This is a genomic window from Paenibacillus sp. 37 (genome assembly GCF_008386395.1).
GTDB classification, from domain to species: Bacteria; Bacillota; Bacilli; order Paenibacillales; family Paenibacillaceae; genus Paenibacillus; species Paenibacillus amylolyticus_B.
Map to the genome: position 1 here is coordinate 2,939,823 of NZ_CP043761.1, position 20,180 is coordinate 2,960,002.

The following is a 20,180-nucleotide window of genomic DNA, read 5'->3' on the forward strand; positions in this document are numbered from 1 at the left end:
GTGTTGACAGGGTGCATGAACCGTTTTGCACGGTACGGGAGAGCAGCAGAACATAAATGTTTCTGATGAATGGGCATCTGCTGCCACAGGGAGGTTAAAACAATGGATGATCAGGTGTATATTCCGATTACAAAACATATTCCCGAGGGACTTCGCAGTGAGACAGATCAGTTACACGGGTGGCTTGTCGCATTATTGTCAGCGGAATTAAAGGCAATGGGGTTGTTTGAAAAAAGCTATTCCAGCACCCGGGAATGGTTAGAGAAAAACGGGATACCCGTTTTGTTTCATCGCTGGATGGAAGAGACACTTGCTGTGTTAGCCAAAGAAGATGGGAATAGCGCTGCAGGCGGGCAAACCGCTACTACCTTCGAGAATGTGTGGCAGAAATGGGATGAAGTTAAACAGCAATGGCTGCAAAAGGGCCATCTTCGATCCCAGGTCCTTTTGGCAGAAACGGCATTAAAACACCTGCCTGATATTCTTCGGGGCCACAAGCAGGCAACGGATGTTCTTTTCCCCAATTCAAGCATGACACTTGTCGAAGGCATATACCAAAACAATCCCATCGCCGACTATTTCAATGAGGTTCTGGGATCGCAACTTATAACAATTATTGAAGAAAAAAGAAAAAAGAATGCAACCATCCGGTTGAGAATCATCGAATTTGGCGCGGGTACAGGCGGAACCAGTACCCCTGTGCTGGACATGCTCAGACCGTATGCCCAGCACATTGAGGAATATTGTTATACGGATATCTCTTCCTCTTTTCTGTTGCAGGCAGAGCAGCGCTATGGGAATGAACACTCATATTTGACCTACAGAAAAATAGATGTGACCAAGCAGCTGAAGGGTCAATCCATTAATGAAGCTGTCTATGATATAGCGATCGCGGCCAATGTGCTGCATGCTACACCGAATATTCGTCAAACCCTCAGACATATCAAAGCAGCACTCAAAAAGCAGGGGCATCTGCTCCTGAATGAGATAACTGATAATACACTTTTTGCCCATATTACGTTTGGTTTGTTGGAGGGCTGGTGGTTATACGAAGATGAGGCACTGCGTATTCCGGGCTGCCCGGGACTTACACCTAATACATGGAAAAAGGTACTCGCCAAAGAGGGGCTCAGAAATGTTCGTTTTCCGGCATTAAATGCTGAAGAGTGGGGGCAACAAATCGTTGTATCTCAAAGTGATGGCATCATTATACACGAATTAGAACAGAGCCCTGCATCTCATTCTGTACAGACACAAACAAAAGCGATTCCTGAGGTGGAGTGGAAGCCCAGTCCGTCCTTGGTCACGGGGACTGGAAACATTCAGCCTACAGCAGATATTCCGGACCACCTGATCCGGGATCATATGATTACGGTCATCCGGGACAGCATAGAGACATCCTTGAAGATGAGCCAGGACCGGATCGATAATCATCAAAGTTTCTCTGAATATGGCGTCGATTCCATTGTTGCCGTGAATCTGGTCAATCTCATTAATGAGCAATGTGGAATAGTGATGCAGACTACAGTGCTGTTCGATCATAACACGGTCCATGCCCTAAGCAAGCACATGCTGGAGCAATATCGACAAGAAATTGTGGCGTCCATGCTGCCTGCCCCGGCTGTTACATCTCCACAGAGGAAAGACGAACAAGTCAGCATTATGGACATAAGCAGCGATAATCATACGGCTGAGAAGTCTGCTGTGCATAGGAATGAGGATCGGTTGCCGGTTCGGGATGAGAGGACTAATCCTAATTCGACTTGGACAAGCACAAGGGTTGATAACGTAAAGCTGGGATCCGGTTCGGAAGGTGTATATTATCGATTGCTGCTGGAGAAACCTGGAGAACCGGAAGAGCTTCAACTGATTCGGGATCAATCGCGTTCACTCCAGCCAAACGAAGTACAAATTGCTGTGCATGCTTTTTCACTTAATTTTGGAGATCTGTTATGTGTAAAAGGGCTGTATCCAACCATGCCCCTTTATCCGTTTACCCCTGGCTTTGAAGTCAGCGGGGTCGTCGTTCAAACAGGTTCCGAGGTCACAGACCTTCGGCGCGGTGATGAAGTGGTGGGCATGATGGGTGAGCAGATGGGTGGTCATGCCAATATGGTGATCTGTCCGGCAGCTCATGTTGTACCCAAACCGAAAAGATTAACATTTGAAGAAGCCTGCTCACTGCCGGCCGTCACGATGACCATGCTTGATGTGTTCCACAAAGCCAAACCGCAGCCAGGTGAAAAAATATTGATACAGACGGCGGCCGGAGGGACAGGTCTTATTGCGGTACAGCTGGCCCAGCACTATGGTCTGGAAATCTATGCCACAGCCGGTTCAGATGTGAAACTGAACTATCTGCAACAGCAGGGTGTGCACCATACCATTCAGTATGTGGAGCAGGATTTTGCCGAGGAGATTCACCGTCTTACGAACGGGCAAGGTGTAGATATGGTCATCAATACCTTATCGGGTGATGCGATTCAAAAGGGTATGGCTTGTCTTGCTCCAGGTGGCAGATATATTGAAATTGCCATGACTGCCCTCAAATCAGCCAAAAATATTGATTTATCCTTGTTATCGAACAATCAGGCATTCTTTTCGGTAGATTTGCGACGGATGGCCTTCCGTGATCCTTCTATCATTCGAACCTATATGAAGGAAATGGCGATTCTAATTGACCAGAACATCATTCGTCCGACGATATATGCCACTTATCCTTTTCAGCAAGTGAAAGAAGCGTATAAGGCTATGGGAAACCGCAGTAATATCGGCAAAATTGTGGTACATATCCCTGAAGAAGAACGTTTTAAGCCGGATTCTGTTAAGCCATGGGAGCAAAACGTTGTGGTAGAAGAGGCCACAATGAATCAAGAAACACTGCCCGTCCGGGATGAAATAGCGATTGTTGGAATCAGTGGTCGATTTGCACAAAGTCGCAATCCTGAGGAGTTATGGCAACATTTGCAAGCCGGGCATGATCTGATTGGAGAGGTAAAACGTTGGGATCTGGACGCTTATTACGCTGATCAGCAGTCCTATTGTCGACATGGCAGCTTTATAGAGGATTTTGATCGTTTCGATCCTCTGTTTTTTAATATATCCGGCGTGGAAGCCACCTATATGGACCCGCAGCAGCGCATTTTTTTGGAGGAGTCCTGGAAGGCGCTTGAAGATGCAGGTTATGCTGGCAAAAAGGCCGAGGGCCTTCAATGCGGCGTTTATGTAGGCTGCAGTGGTATGGATTACCAGAGCATTTTTGGACATGAGGCCCCCCCGCAAGCTTTCTGGGGGAACGCCAATTCTATTGTGCCTGCTCGTATAGCCTATTACCTGAATCTGCATGGTCCGGCCATTACAGTGGATACGGCCTGTTCCAGTTCATTGGTAGCCATTCATCTGGCATGTCAGGGATTATGGTCAGGAGAGACCAATATGGCCGTTGCCGGAGGCGTATTCATCCAGTCCACCCCTGGCTTTTACCTTGCCTCCAATCGAGCGGGAATGCTGTCTCCAACAGGACGGTGTCATACCTTTGATGAAGCGGCAGATGGTTTTGTACCGGGAGAAGGTGCAGGGGTTGTTATCCTGAAAAGGCTCAGCGAGGCGCTGGATGACGGTGATCAGATTTACGGAGTCATTCGAGGGAGCGGAATAAACCAGGATGGGTCCACCAATGGAATTACTGCTCCCAGTGCGAAATCTCAGGAACGGCTTGAGCAGAACGTATATGAGACTTTTAATATTAATCCTGAACATATCCAGCTTGTTGAGGCTCATGGGACAGGGACCAGGCTGGGAGACCCGATTGAGTTCAATGCATTGACGCAGGCGTTCAGAAAACATACGGACCAAAAACAGTTCTGTGCGATCGGCTCGGTAAAAAGCAATATCGGTCATACGGCCACGGCAGCCGGAGTAGCGGGTTTGTTTAAAATTATGCTGGGGATGCGTCATCAAAAAATAGCCCCCTCTATTCATTTTCATCAACCCAACAGCCAGATTGCCTTAAATGAGAGCCCGTTTTATATCCCTACAGCCACGATGGAATGGAAAGCCGGATCAAGTGGCAGAAGATGTGCTGCAATCAGTTCATTTGGTTTCAGTGGTACGAATGCCCATATGGTCATTGAGGAGGGACCACTGCGATCCAGACCGTCAGAGCCGATGCCGGGATATTTGATTGCACTTTCAGCTCGTACCGCCGAACAATTGCGTCAGCAGGTTGAACAACTCACCGCCTACGGAAGACAATTGCCGGAACTCGATTGCGGTAACCTGAGCTACACCCTGTTATTGGGACGCAAACATATGGATTTCCGCCTAGCTTGTGTGGCCCGAAGTCTGAATGAAGCGATAACGTTACTTCAACGCTGGTTGGGCAAGGGAAGTGCACCACAGGTTCGGGTTTCACAAGGAACACCGGACACTTCACGTGAGCACTCCTCATTGCAGCGATATGGGAATGAATGTTTGCGGAGCTGCCGGAAGACGACACATGCAAGCGAATATTTGGAGCAGCTGGGCACTGCGGCGGATCTGTATATCCAGGGATATGAACTGGATTATGATCTGTTGTTTGAGCGGGGTCACTATCGAACCATTTCACTCCCCACCTATCCATTTGCCAGAGAGCGGTATTGGGTGGAGCCCGAAGAAATGAATGACTCAGCATTAGCAGAAAAACCAACAACGGTTAAGCCATTAAATGAAAGCATATTACTGCACTCCATGCTGCACCATAACCGCTCGGATCTGCTGCGAGGCCAGTGGTACAGTAGCCAGTTTAATGGCAGAGAGCCCTTCCTAAGCGATCATGTGGTACAGGGGCACAAGCTGCTTCCCGCTGTCGTTCAACTGGAGATGGCCCAGGCAGCAGCAGCATACGCAGCGAACTGGCCTCCGCGCACACATAGCCTGTTACTGCGCCATGTCATGTGGAGCAGGCCGCTCATCGTTGGGGAGGAGCCTGTGGAGGTTCATCTTGCACTTGAAGCCGAGGCCGATGGGAGCCTGTCCTATGAAATATCGGCAGCGTCATCCACCGAGTCTGCCATCGAGTCTGGGGAAGCGGTGTATAGTCAAGGGCGTGTGAGCATCGGACGCCCCCTGGCAGAAGCCGTGCAAAGTCTGGATTTGCAGGCCGTACGCAGCCGTTGCACCCAAGGACAGGCCAGCGGGGAAGTCTGTTATGAAACGTTCCGGAAGCTGGGCTTGGAGTACGGTCCGTCCCATCAGGCGATTGTCGAACTACACTGGGGGGCGGACGAGGCCTTGGCGCAGCTTCGTCTGCCACACGCCCTCTTCGAGGGGCAAGCGGACACCGTGCTGCATCCGGGTATGGTGGATGGAGCCTTGCAAGCGACCATCGCCCTATTGGCAGGAGATGAGATCGCGGCAGCGTTGAGATCCACACCTCTGAAGGGTGAAGTAAACTTGGAGGGCGCTGCCCTTGGGAGCACAGGAGAACGGTATGGAAACCAGCCGGCTTCCGCTCCGTTACCTTTTGCGCTGGAGGAGGCGGAAGTGATGGCTCCTTGCCAAGCGCAAATGTGGGTGGTAGTGCGTGTTCGCCCCGATCCTGCGGCATCTTCCGCCGCGGAGGTGAGGGTCCGTAAACTGGATCTGGAACTGTGTGATTCAGAGGGACAGGTTTGCATTCGGCTGCGGGGCATTACCTCGCGTGTACCGGAAAGCCGGGAAGGCGTACTGTTGGTGCAGCCCGAGTGGCAGGAACTGCCGCAACGCGCTCTAACGCCTGGGGTTCCGGCAGTCGAGCCGGCGGTGCTGCTGTGTGATTGGGCCCCGCAAGGTTTCGCGAATGCAGATGCGGATTTGCCCTGGGAGCAGATGGTGTTAACGGGGGCGTTGGAGGCGCGGTACGGACAAGCTGTTCAGGCCGTCCTGCATCACATTCAGCAGCAACTTTCAAAACAGCGAAGCGGCGGAATGGCCTTGCAAATTGTCATAGCTGGAGATGAAGAAGGAAGACGGTTCGCTGGCCTGAGTGGGCTGCTGCGGACGGTGCGGTTGGAGCATCCGGGCTGTCTGGCACAGCTGGTCGAAGTCCAGCCAGAGACAGCCGCCGCAGTGTTGGCTGAACAACTGCACCAGTGTGCGCTCCATGCGAAGGAAACTCACCTGCGTTGGGAAGCAGACGGGCTGAAGCGAGCAGGCTGGAAGGACGTGGACATGGATGAACATTTGATTCGAAATGTACATGCGGAAGCCGAGATGGAGCCGAAGACAAAGACGGGATTCCCGCTGTTGTCCCCCTGGAGGGACGAAGGCGTCTACGTCATTACAGGTGGAGCTGGTGGACTGGGACGGATTTGGGCCCAGGAAATTGCTGCTCAAACAGAAGGCAGTACACTCATTTTGACCGGCCGATCTCCGGCGATGCCAGAGACGGTACAACGAGAGATGGCGCAGCTTCCGGCCCGGGTGCTTTATGAAATGGTGGACGTCACCAACAGAGAGGCGGTCGATGCACTGTTTCGGCGTCTTCGTCAGCAATACGGTCGGGTGAACGGGGTGCTGCATTGTGCCGGAGAGATCCGGGACAGTCTGATTCGGTACAAAACGGAAGCCGACTGGCAGGCGGTGCTGGCCCCGAAAGTAAATGGCACACGGAACCTGGAAGAAGTGATCGGGACAGAGGCGCTGGATGTACTGCTGCTGTTTTCCTCCGGTGCAGCGGTGACGGGGAATGCAGGGCAGGGCGACTATGCCGCCGCGAATGGGTATATGGATGCGTATGCGGTGAGCCGAAATGCACGGATGAAGCGCGGGGAGTGTCAGGGTCGAACCTTGTCCATCAACTGGCCGCTGTGGGAAGAAGGCGGGATGCAGCTGGAGGAAGAGGGGAAGGCACGTCTGTGGAAACAGCATGGGCTGAGACCGATGGGAACCGCTTCGGGTGTGAAGGCGCTGTATCAGGCCTGGGCGAGTGGAAGCAGTCAGGTGGCGGTTGCGGAAGGCAATCTGTTGGTGCTGCGCAGAAGCCTGCTGGAACCGGGAGATTCGTGGTCGGGCCAACCGATCGAGCCGGTAAAGGCAGACAAACTTGAACCGGTGTCGGAATGGCTACCCACCCACACGGAAACGCCACAAGTTGCGTCTCAGACGTCTCAGGCGGGAAGCGCAGCTGAGCTGGAAGCAGTGCTTACGTTGGAAGTTGCCGCCTTACTAAACGTGGCGGAGCAGGAGATTGATCCGGATATAGACTGGAGTGAATATGGTTTGGACCCGGTACAATGGAGCGAGCTTTCCCGCAGACTGCTGACCCGGCATGGATGGGACATTTCCGCAGAGACACTGTTGGAACACTTAAACATGAGTCAAACGATCCGGCATGTTACCGGTCAGATCCACCCACTGGGGAAGGAGCGAATGGACCTGGATATGAATGAAGAGAAACATGACCTTGCGCAGAAGAATGATGCTGATTTGCGAGTAAAAACAGTTCTATTTCTGCAAGAGCGTTTAGCCCGTGTCATCGGACTTCCAACATCAAGGATTGATGCAGATACAGCCATGGATCGATATGGTATAGATTCGCTGCTTATTATGCAGATGACTACCCATTTGGAAGAACAGTTTGGTCTCTTGCCCAAAACGCTTTTTTTCGAGTATCAGACCCTTCGGGCTCTGAGCGAATATTTTCTTGAGCACCATCATGAACAACTGCGACTCATTGTAGGGGGAGAACGTTCTAAGGAGTCCGTTAGTATATCTCCAACCTCGGTTGCTGTACAAAAGCCAAAAATAGAGGACGTTAACTCCAAGGGCATTTTACGCCAAAAGAGGACGTTAAAGAATCAACAAGCTACTAATCCAGAGTCGAAGAATGCAGCCCCAATGAATTCTTTGAATTCGATAAATCCAACTGAATCATCCATTCAGGTGCAAGAGAAGGAGGAGAAGCAGGACATCGCCATTATTGGTGTGGCGGGAAGGTATCCGGGAGCGCGGAATATCCATGAGTTTTGGGAGAATCTACGCAGTGGAACAGACAGTATCACCGAAATCCCGCCAGAACGCTGGGATCAGGAGCAGGTGTATGATCCGGCGCCGGGCACGCCGGGCAAGACCTATGGACGCTGGGGTGGATTTCTGGACGGTGTGGACGAATTCGACCCGTTGTTCTTCCAGATCTCTCCCCGGGAAGCCGAGATGATGGACCCGCAGGAACGATTGTTCATGCAGTGTGTGTACGAGACGCTGGAGGATGCGGGGTATACGCGGGAGCGTTTGGCGGCGGACATCGTGGGGGTGTACGTGGGTGTGATGTACGAGGAATATCAGCTGTACGGGGCCGAGTCCTCAATTGCGCTCTCGGGTAATCCGGCGTCCATCGCCAACCGGGTGTCGTATTTCTGTAATTTCCGCGGACCAAGTTTGGCGGTGGATACGATGTGTTCGTCTTCGCTGACCTCCATTCATCTGGCGTGCCAAAGTCTGAGACAGAACGAATGTCAGGTAGCGGTGGCGGGCGGGGTGAATGTGTCGGTCCACCCGAACAAATATATCATGTTGTCCCAGGGACGATTCCTGTCCAGCAAAGGCCGTTGTGAGAGCTTTGGTGAAGGGGGCGACGGGTATGTGCCGGGTGAAGGCGTTGGCGCGGTCCTGTTAAAGCCGCTCGCACGAGCCGTTGCAGACGGGGACCGGATTTACGGCGTGATCAAAGGGTCGGCCTTGAATCACGGTGGAAAAACGAACGGATATACCGTGCCGAATCCCAACGCTCAAGCGGACGTCATCGGCCGGGCCTTGCGTGAGGCGGGAGTTGACCCGCGGACGATCAGTTATGTGGAAGCCCATGGCACGGGTACGTCGCTTGGTGACCCCATCGAGATTGCGGGGTTGAGTAAAGCTTTTCAGCAAGAGCCATCGGAAGAAACCTACTGTGCCATTGGCTCAGCGAAATCCAATATCGGACATGCGGAGAGCGCAGCAGGCATCGCGGGAGTCACCAAGGTGCTGTTGCAATTGCAGCATGGGGAGCTGGCGCCGTCCCTGCATGTGCAGCAGACGAACCCGCATATTGACTTTAGTCAAACCCCGTTCAGGGTCCAGCGGGAGTTAGACGTTTGGGCACGGCCAAGGGTGGACGGTCAGAACGTACCGCGACGGGCGGGAATTTCCTCGTTTGGTGCAGGTGGAGCGAATGCTCATCTCATTTTGGAGGAATACCGGGAACCCGAACTGGGGCAAGAACAGGCGAACGAGCAACACGAGAAAAGCGAGAAAAATGAAGTTCCCGGGATGGTTGTGCTGTCGGCGAGAAACGAGGAACGACTGGTCGTTCAGGCGCGTCAGCTGCGGGATACACTTCGCATTGGGCAGAGCAGCTGGAGTGTAAGGGAGATCGCCTATACGCTGCAAACCGGACGTGAAGCAATGGAGGCTCGGTTGGGCGTACTGGCGCAAACGGTGGACGAGCTTCTCGCCAAGCTGGACAGCTATGTGGAACAGGCGGGTCAGGCGGAACCGGTAGGCAAAGGAAGCCAGTATTATCAGGGTCATGTGAAGCAAGGGCAGGACAATCCGGGCTGGTTAACAGACGAGGAAGACATGAAGGAGAATGTGAAACGCTGGCTGTCCCAGGGTCGTTATGAGCATGTACTGGACGCCTGGACACGAGGGGCAGTGATTCAGTGGATGGAGCTATACGGGGACAACAGACAGCAGCACCCGCGTCGAATCAGTTTGCCGTCCTATCCCTTTGCAAGAAATCGTTATTGGGCTCCAATGAAATTAGAGGTAGCATCGTCCAACTCCAACGTAATTGGAAGTAATGGGCCAGCCATGCTTCATCCACTTGTGCACAGTAATACTTCGGATCTTCATGAGCAGCGATACAGTTCACTCTTCACGATGGATTCACCTATGCTTATGGAGATCCATGAAGAACAAACAGCAAAATTATTGCCTGACTTACTTCATCTGGAGATCGCCTATGCAGCTATGGAATTGGCGATACCTGATCATCATGATCCAGAAGAATCTGAATTATCGATCCAGTTGCAGGATGTGATATGGGACAGCTCTATTTACGTGTCTGATCAGACACTTCCGTTACACGTCTCATTGCAATCCGAACCACATTTAACCGTGGGATACGTCATATATGGTGAACATGCAGGGGGACTCCAACCCATATACAGTAGCGGAATGGCCAGAAAGGTGGCTTCTGAGTTTACAGCATCAGATGCTCTGGAGATTGGTTCTATCGATGAGCTCGACACGGTTGAGCTGGATTCGTCGATCACTGCTTTTGCGAACCATGCTTCAAAGCCACTCTTGTCCTCATCTCCTTATGCGGTAGAACGTATATATGCGGGGGAAGGTCATATCCTGATCAAGTTTGAACATGCAACGGATGTGTTATCTGTACCATCAGTGTACAAACTGCCAGTAGATGCCATTCAGCTTGCCGTTTATGGGGGGCTGGGCTGGACGGAAATCGAAAATGAAGCAAATCAGCAGTTGGATATGTCTGCTTCACGTCCTGTTTACATTCAATCCCTTCAAAGACTTGATGCAATAGGAGCATCAAACATTTCTTGGGCGAGAGTAGACAGAAGAGAACGGATGAACGGGGCACCAGGGCTTGAAGTGTTGGACATTCGTTTGTATTCATCAGAAGGACGCATAGTGTTAAAGATTCAGGGATTAGAAGCAGGATTTACAGCCATATCGCCAGAGGCAGAAAGCGAAGGAATGGTGGTCCATTCGGATACTGCAAGTACAAGTACAAGTACAAGTACAAGTACAGGTGCATTTGCACTTGATTCTTCATTTAGTAAATCCGAGAAAGAAACCGTGATCCTCTCAAAAGAAGCTTCATCTGCTCTCATGGTTTCTCGCCGGAGACCGGAGCTTTTGGGCCTAACAACGTCGGAGTGTGTAAGATGGGAGTTAAGGGAACTGGCGGGGCAAACGTTGAAAATTCCAAGAGAACTGATTGATGGCAATGAAAATCTTGCGGAATATGGATTTGATTCCATTAGCCTGACTGAATACGCAACGGTTCTTAATCAGCATTTTGGAGTGGATCTGGCACCATCCATATTTTTCGATCACACCACACTCTATGAATTGGCTCATTATCTGGAGCGAGAATTCGAGCAGGCCATCACGGATCAATATGCAGATCACGAAATCCAAACGGAAGAAAAACATACAGAGCAAGCTGCACCGATTAAAAGCAAAGCGGCACAGCATCGTGCCAAAGCCCGAAAGTCTAAGGCCCAAAGACAAGCATCTGGCAAGTACTGGCGTTTGGGAGATACACGTCGAATGCAAACGGCCGATGAACCTGTTGCCATTATTGGCATCAGCGGACGATTTCCCGAAGCGCGCAATGTAGATGAGATGTGGTCGATTCTCGTAAATGGGCAAACGGCTGTTAAGAGCGTTCCCTCGGATCGATTCACCAGCAGTAAAAAGGATGCCTGGAAATGTGGTCTTGTGCCAGGGGTACGGGAATTTGACCCCCGCTTCTTTGAAATTTCTCCGCGTGAAGCCGAGAGCATGGACCCGCGTCAGCGATTGCTATTGCAGGAATCCTGGAGAGCGCTTGAAGATGCCGCTTATGGCAAAAGACAGCTTTCCTCCGGCCGGGTCGGTATGTTTGTCGGGGTGGAGAACAATGAGTATTTGCAATTTGTTGGCCTGGACGGCCCGCTTACATCCAATCACAATGCCATTCTGGCCGCTAGATTAGCCTATTTACTGGACCTGAATGGTCCCAATATGGCGATTAATACGGCTTGTTCTTCGGGGCTGGCGGCTGTTCATCAAGCCTGTGCCAGCCTGCGAGCCGGAGAGTGCGATACGGCTCTTGCGGCAGGGGTGAGTCTGCTGCTTACCGAGCAGGGATTCGAAGCGATGTCCCAGGCGGGCATGCTGTCCGAGGATGGACGCTGTTATGCGTTTGACCAGCGTGCCAATGGCATGGTTCCGGGAGAAGCGATAGCGGTTGTTGTATTAAAGACCTTATCGCAGGCTGAGGCGGATGGAGACTCGATCTACGGGGTCATTCGGGGCAGTGGCATGAACTATGATGGCAAAACGAATGGAATCACCGCGCCGAGTGGGGTGGCACAGACAGCACTGATGAATGAGGTATATACCCGGTACGGCATTCGAGCGGAGAACATGCAGTACATTGTGACTCACGGGACGGGAACACGTCTCGGAGACCCAGTCGAAATCAATGCTTTGCAGGAGGCCTACAAAACGCGAAATATGGAGCCAGGCTCCTGTGCACTGACGTCGGTAAAAACGAATTTGGGTCATACCCTCGCCGCTTCGGGAGTGGTGAGCCTGATTAGCCTGGTACAGGCGATGCGTCATGAGACGATCCCGGCAAGTCTGCACTGTGAAGAGGAAAGTGAATATATCCGGTGGTCGGAGGGGCCGTTTTATGTGAATAAAAGCAATCGGTCTTGGCCACGAACAGAGCAGGCGAGGTTGGGTGCGGTAAGTGCCTTTGGCATGAGTGGAACCAACGTGCATGTCGTAGTGGAAAGTTATGAAGGCAACAGGCAAAAACAAATGGCTGGAAATGCAGCGCCTTATTATTTGCTGGCACTGTCGGCCAAAACGGAAGCAGCACTACAACGCAAGGTGGAAGACATGATCGCTGTACTGGAACGGGAAGAGATGCCGGATCTGGCGACAATCAGCTATACGCTGCTGGAGGGACGACAGCATTTCCGTCACCGCTGCGCGGTGGTTGTACAGTCCAGGGCGGATGCTGTGCATGTCTGGAAACAGTTCGGTACGAAAGAAAATAACGGGAAGATGTTCCGCGGGACAGTGGGCCGGGAGTTCATTGAACAGCGCATTGTCCGGGAACATGGTCATGAGCTATTACATCAACTTCAGCATGAAACTCAAGTACCCTCAACCGGGGCATACCGTGACATTCTTCATGTCCTGGCTGATTTATACTGCCAGGGTTACGCGCTGGATTGGGTGAACATGTACGGCGAGGCTGCTCCTGGACGTATTCATCTGCCATCCTATCCGTTTGCTCAGGAAGAATATTGGGTGACCCCGTCATCCGCTGCAACAGTCCAGATGAACGAGCAGCATCATACAGCAAAGCTTCATCCGCTTATACACCGGAATACGTCAACGCTGCGCGAACAGCGGTATAGCTCTATTTTTACACTGGAAGATCCGTTACTGCATGAGCCTATGGAATCGGGTTACAAATGTCTTCCTGATGCAGCCCATGTGGAGATGGTGCGGGCAGCGGTGTCATGTGCGTTAAAAGGAGCGGACGGGATGAATCAGGCTCCGGTTCACATGAAGCTGTTCGACCATCAGTGGGTTAATCCAATGGTGGTGACAGAGGAAGCTCTGGAGGTTCATTTGGTCATCATTCCACAATCAGATCAATCCTTAATCTATGAGATATTCAGTGAAAGAGATGAGGGTGATGAAGAGTTATGGGGCAGGGGTCGCATCGAGTATGAACTTCTGGAATTCGTGAGGCCCCCAATGGATGTGCAGTCCATTACCGAAAGATGTACGCAAGTGGAGCTTAGGAACCTATCGTCAGAAGGTATATGCTCATCCATTGTTTGTTGTTATACCGGAGAGAATGAAGTGTTAATAAAGCTCTCGCCTAATCGCAATGATCAGGATCGGGCTTTGCTGATTACACCGAAGTCGCTGACTGAAGCCGTATCACTGGCGGCAAACATCTTTCAGACAAGAACGGGAGCGGCAGCAGATTATCGTAACAAAACGATACCAGTAAGTGAGGTAGGCGACTCGCTTGTACATGAGATAGGAGAATCGCTTACACATGAGGTACAGAGTCAAAGACATACCTGGCTTTCCATGGAGTCTATGGAATTTTCCGCAGATCACTTGCAGCATCCGCTGTGGATGTGGATCAGGGAGTTGGATTCCGGGCTGGATGTTACTTTCTATGATGCGAAAGAACAGGTAGTTGCACACATGGCGGGTTTACAGGTCCAAAAGAATCTGATGACAAAAGATGTACCGGAGGACATGGAAAGAAAGGAGATCGGACGCGAGGTTGCAGATGATAACCTTCTGATGGCTTTTGAGGAAATATGGGAAGAATCGGAGCCAGAACTTCATCATGAAGAGAACCCACAGACTATGTTATGTGTACTTTCCCGTCAGGAGAATCAGGAGAGGTTCGTTTCACGGATGAAACATCACAACCCTGAGATCCAGCTGGTCTTCATCGATCCGGGACTGTGGGAAAACGAGACGGATACCGTTCATCTAGCGAAGTACAGAGAAGCGCTTCAGGAGATCAGCCAGCAATATGGGAACGTGGATACTGTACTATATTTGTCGGCACTGGAGGAACCGCTACTGCTGCAGGACACGAAGCCGATATTACTTTTGCTTCAGGCATTGGCAGCAGAGAAGATCAAGCCTGGCCGAATTCTGCTCGCCGGGGAATACAGAACAGGGATCGAGCGGTGTTACCTGGATGCATGGATTGGTTTTGAGCGTTCACTTGGGCTCGTTATGCCCCATACGAAATTACAGGTAATCAGCAGTGATGTGCAATCCATAAACGAAGTGAACTGGCAATGGTGGAGTGAACGGTTATGGCAAGAATTAAGGTCGAACCAGCGATGCAGCGTACGTTATGAGCATCAGCAGCGCAAAGTAAGCCGTATCAGATCAATCCCACCTGTCGAGCATTACAAACAGGGAACAGAATACGTGTTGCCAGGAAAGACATATTTGATTACAGGCGGATTGGGAGGAATTGGCCTCGCTTTTGCCAGAGCATGGGCTCCGTTGGGAGTAAATCTGGTGTTGATGGCCCGATCTTCCCTGGATTCTGTGAAACAGCAAAGAATTGATGAGTTGACCGAGGCGGGCAGTCAGGTCATGTATGTTCAGACTGATGTTGCTGTATTAGAACAAGTCGAAGAAGCGGTGCGAACAGTTAAACGAAGATTTGGCGAAATTCACGGACTGATCCACGCTGCCGGGATTGAAAGTCGGGTAAGTGTGCTGGATAAATCAGCAGCAGATTTTGAGCGTGTGCTTGCTCCCAAAATCCGGGGAACAATGGCATTGGACAAGGCGCTTGGTAACGAACCGCTGGAGTTCCGCAGTTATTTCTCTTCCTCATCGGCTATTTTGGGAGACTTCGGTTCCTGTGATTATGCTGTGGCGAATCGATTCCAGATGGCCTATGCCCAAGAACAGCATCGCACGGGTCCTATTCACACGGTATCCATCAACTGGCCGCTTTGGAGAGAGGGCGGAATGGGCACAGCAGAAAAGAATGCTTCGGCCATGTATCTCAAAACCAGCGGTCAACGTTTTCTGGAAAAAGACGAAGGGCTAGCATTATTTCCAAAAATTCTAAATGAACCTTACGCTCACCAACTCGTTATGGCGGGGAAACCGGAACGCATATATCGTTTTCTGGGTGTTGAATTCACACCTGATGGAGCTGACAGCATGCCTCAGCCTTCACATGGAGTTAGGAATCCGGTTTTTACGAATCCTTCGGTGAAGCGGCGTGTACGTATGGAGTTACGTGGCAAAACGGTGGCTGAATGCGCGCAATGGGAGCTTGGAGAAATAGCAAGCGAGCTGTTAAAGATACCTCATGAAGAATTGGACCCTCAAGCCAATCTTGCGGAGTTTGGATTTGATTCCATCAGCTTGACGGAGTATGCAGCACGGTTAAGCCATCATTACGGAGCGGAAGTGACACCATCCATTTTCTTTGGACATTCTACACTGAAGGGATTGGCTGAATATCTGGAAAACGAGCATCGGGATGTTTTAATTGGCATGTACGAAGAAAGGGAAGTCGTGACCGACATGAAATCCGATGTCGCGGACCGAGGTTACCGATCTGAACGTTCCGGAAGATGGGCTGGCGGCAAATCCTTCCCTGCATCCGATCTTCGCCCAACTGCACGTAATCTGGACAAAATGGATCAATTCACGGAACCTGTTGCCATTATTGGTATGAGCGGACGGTTCCCCGAAGCACGTGATGTGGACGAGATGTGGTCGATGATCAGTCAGGGTAAGGAAGCGATAAAAAGGGCACCGGAGGACCGGTTTTCCACCCGCAATGGGCGTGGACCTTGGAAATGCGGTCTTGTGCCAGGGGTACGGGAGTTTGACCCCCGCTTCTTCGAAATTTCTCCGCGTGAAGCCGAGAGCATGGACCCGCGTCAGCGATTGCTATTGCAGGAATCCTGGAGAGCGCTTGAAGATGCCGCTTATGGCAAAAGACAGCTTTCCTCCGGCCGGGTCGGTATGTTTGTCGGGGTGGAGAACAATGAGTATTTACAAGTTGTTGGTCTGGACGGGCCGCTTACATCCAACCACAATGCCATTCTGGCCGCTAGATTAGCCTATCTACTGGACCTGAATGGTCCCAATATGGCGATTAATACGGCTTGTTCTTCGGGGCTGGCGGCTGTTCATCAAGCCTGTACCAGCCTGCGAACTGGAGAGTGTGACACAGCTCTTGCGGCAGGGGTGAGCCTGCTGCTTACCGAGCAGGGACTCGAAGCGATGTCCCAGGCGGGCATGCTGTCTGAGGATGGGCGCTGTTATGCGTTTGACCAACGTGCCAATGGCATGGTCCCGGGAGAAGCGATAGCGGTTGTTGTATTAAAGACCTTATCCCAGGCTGAGGCGGATGGAGACTCGATCTACGGGGTCATTCGGGGCAGTGGCATGAACTATGATGGCAAAACGAATGGAATCACCGCACCAAGTGGGGTGGCACAAACGGCACTGATGAATGAGGTATATACCCGGTACGGCATTCGAGCGGAGAACATGCAGTACATTGTGACTCACGGGACGGGAACACGTCTCGGAGACCCTGTCGAAATCAATGCTTTGCAGGAGGCCTACAAAACGCGAAATATGGAGCCAGGCTCCTGTGCGCTGACGTCGGTAAAAACGAATTTGGGTCATACCCTCGCTGCTTCGGGAGTGGTGAGCCTGATTAGCCTGGTACAGGCGATGCGTCATGAGACGATCCCGGCAAGTCTGCACTGTGAAGAGAAAAGTGAATATATCCGGTGGTCGGAGGGGCCGTTTTATGTGAATAAAAGCAATCGGTCTTGGCCACGAACAGAGCAGGCGAGGTTGGGTGCGGTAAGTGCCTTTGGCATGAGTGGAACCAACGTGCATGTCGTGGTGGAAAGTTATGAAGGCAGCAGGCAAAAACAAACCTCTGGTTATGCGGCATCTTATTATTTGCTGGCGTTGTCAGCCAAAACTGAAGAGGCACTACAGCGCAAGGTAGAAGATATGATCACCGCACTGGATCGGGAAGAAGAGCCGGATCTGACGGCAATCAGCTACACGCTGCTGGAGGGACGACAGCATTTCCGACACCGTTGTGCGGTGGTTGTGCAGTCCAGGGAAGATGCCCTATACATGTTGAAACAACGGGGGCAATCCAAGTCAGGGGTTTTGTTTGAGGGCGTGGTGCCAAGAAGGTTTACTGGACAAAAGCTGTTACAGGAGCATGGGGACGAATGGATTATCAAAAGCACCGAAAGAAGTCTGTCCGCGGAGAAACAGAGGGATATACTCCATGTGCTGGCTGATCTGTATGCCCAGGGCTATGATCTGAACTGGGGCCAGATGTATGGCGATGTACCACCATTACGCATCAGCCTGCCAACGTATCCTTTTGCCCGAGAGGAATATTGGATGGCGTCAAAGGAAAGGGAGCAAAGGGAAGAGCCGCCATCGCGGGAGCGCTCTTGGACTTCTCTTCACCCCCTGGTGCAACAAAATACGTCTGATTTCACTGAGCAAAGGTTCAGCTCGGTCTTCAATGGAAGAGAATTTTTCCTTAAGGATCATATTATTCATGGAGTCTCCGTACTTCCCGGGGTGGCCCAATTGGAGATGGCCCGGGCTGCATTGCAGCTTACCGTTGCCGGAACAAGACCTGTTTTTCTGCAAAATGTGGTGTGGATCAGTCCCGTTGTCATGGACGGAGATGCAGCAATTCATAACAGCATTCAGGTCGGAATCGGATTACATCCTGTCACAGAGAATCCCGAGCTTATAAGTTATGAGATATACCGACAAGGCCAGCAGGCTGAGGGGAAACGTCATGTATACAGTCAAGGACAGTTGGGATGGAATGAAAAGACTGAAATGGCTCCAATTCATGATCTGAACGAACTCATGACTGCATGCAGCCGATCGACTTGGACGGGTGAAGATTGTTACAAGGCATTTAGGCAAGCTGGTATCCAGTACGGACCTGCATTTGAGGGAATACAGCAATTGTTCATCGGTGAAAGGGAAGTTTTGGCCCAACTGAAGCTACCTGAGCATTTGTTGCCGGAAATGAACTCACATGTCCTTCATCCCTGTATATTGGACTCCGCGTTGCAGGCCTCTATTGGCATGATGCTGGAGCAACCTGATGTGGATGGGAAAAAGGCGGGACATGGTTCAGGTGAACCACAGCCTTCGGTTCCTTTTGCGTTGAAGAAAGTCCAGATCTACAAAGCTTGTGCTCAGGACATGTGGGCATGGGTGCGCTACAGCTCCGATTCCAGTTCGGATGGGAAAGGAATGACGCTTGATATGGATTTGTTTGATCAAAAAGGAGATGTCTGTGTTCGTTTAATTGGCTTTTCCTCCAGACAGCTTCCCGATCCAAAATCCACAGCGCCAGGTGCTGACACACCCGCTCAGTCTGAAATGCTGCTGTTAAAGCCGTACTGGCGGGAGATGGAGGTGGAGGTGGAAGGAGCAGGTCGGAGCCGGAAGACTCCAGACGCTGAGCATATCGTTATTTTATGTGGTGCATTCGCTTGCAGGTTGAGTGAGATGGAGCTTGAATTTCCGTCAGCATCGTTTATACCGATTGGGTTGGATCAGGGAATGGCCACTGCCGAAAAGTGGTTTGAGGATGGTGCCTTGCAGGTGTTTGGTACACTTCAAACGATACTGTCCAGTGAATCGAATAAACCGCGGATTATACAGGCCGTTGTGCCTAATGATGGAGAGCAGCGTTTGTATGCTGCGCTGTCAGGTATGTTGCAAACTATTAAACTCGAGTATCCGGCTGTTGCAGGACAGTTGATCGAAATGGACGAACAGTTGGACAACGCAGATATTTTACAGCAATTGAAGTTGGACGTTTGCGAGCCTAAAGATAGCTGGATTCGTTATACGGGTCGTCGACGGGAATGGGCAGACTGGCAAGAGATTGATCCGTCCACTGTTCTTGAACAACGGTTTTGGCGTGATCATGGTGTTTACCTCATTACAGGCGGTATGGGAGGGATTGGCCTTGTATTTGCGCAAGAGATCGCTACTCAGGCCAAGCATCCAACGCTTGTTCTCGTGGGCAGATCACCGATGGATGGTCTCATGGAACAATCCCTTGAAGTATTGCGAGAGCAGGGGGCACGGGTGGACTATTTGCAGGTTGATGTAGCGGATGGTGAAGCCGTGGAGAACCTTGTTGATAGCATCAAACAAGTCTATGGCGCTATCCACGGCGTTATTCATGGAGCAGGATTAATCAGAGACAGCTTGTTTCTTGCCAAGACAGAGGAAGAATGGCGTGAGGTTATGAAACCCAAAGTGGCGGGCACTATACACCTGGATCGTTCTACACAGCAGGAAGCCTTGGATTTCTTCATCCTGTTCTCCTCTGGAACTGCCGTGCTCGGCAATATGGGGCAGAGTGATTACGCTACAGCCAATGCATTCATGGACCTATACGCAACATACCGGGAAACGATGGTGAGTCAGGGCAAACGAAGCGGCAGGACACTGTCCGTAAACTGGCCATTATGGGAAAATGGCGGCATGAAGGTGGACGCATCTGTCAAACAAATGATGTGGCGGCAAATGGGAATGAGACCCCTGCATTCGAGTCAGGGAATAAAGGCATTAACCCTTGCACTATCATCCGGTTCTTCCAGAGTGATGGTCATGGCAGGGAACCCTGAACGAATTCGGGACAAGATCAGAACTGTAAAATCACAAACACTAGATATTTCCTCTCCAATGTATACAGCTTCTCCCAAAGGGGAAAAGCACAGGGACGACCTCTATTCGGAACTGGTGGATCGTGTTCTGGACGGGGAACTAACGGAAGCGCAATTTGTTGAAGCGTTCATGAAGGAATAGGA

General features: G+C 51.2%; 1 protein-coding gene. It reads left to right on the top strand.

Features of this window, described 5'->3' with window-relative positions:
• Nucleotides 1-102 precede the first annotated feature (102 nt).
• Complete coding sequence (locus F0220_RS13110) at nt 103-20,178, top strand: SDR family NAD(P)-dependent oxidoreductase (RefSeq protein WP_188310545.1); 20,076 nt, start codon at nt 103-105, stop codon at nt 20,176-20,178.
• Nucleotides 20,179-20,180: the final 2 nt, after the last annotated feature.

Excerpts from the sequence above, each read along its gene's own strand:
- F0220_RS13110 (WP_188310545.1), top strand. The coding sequence starts at position 103 with ATGGATGATCAGGTGTATATTCCGATTACAAAACATATTCCCGAGGGA.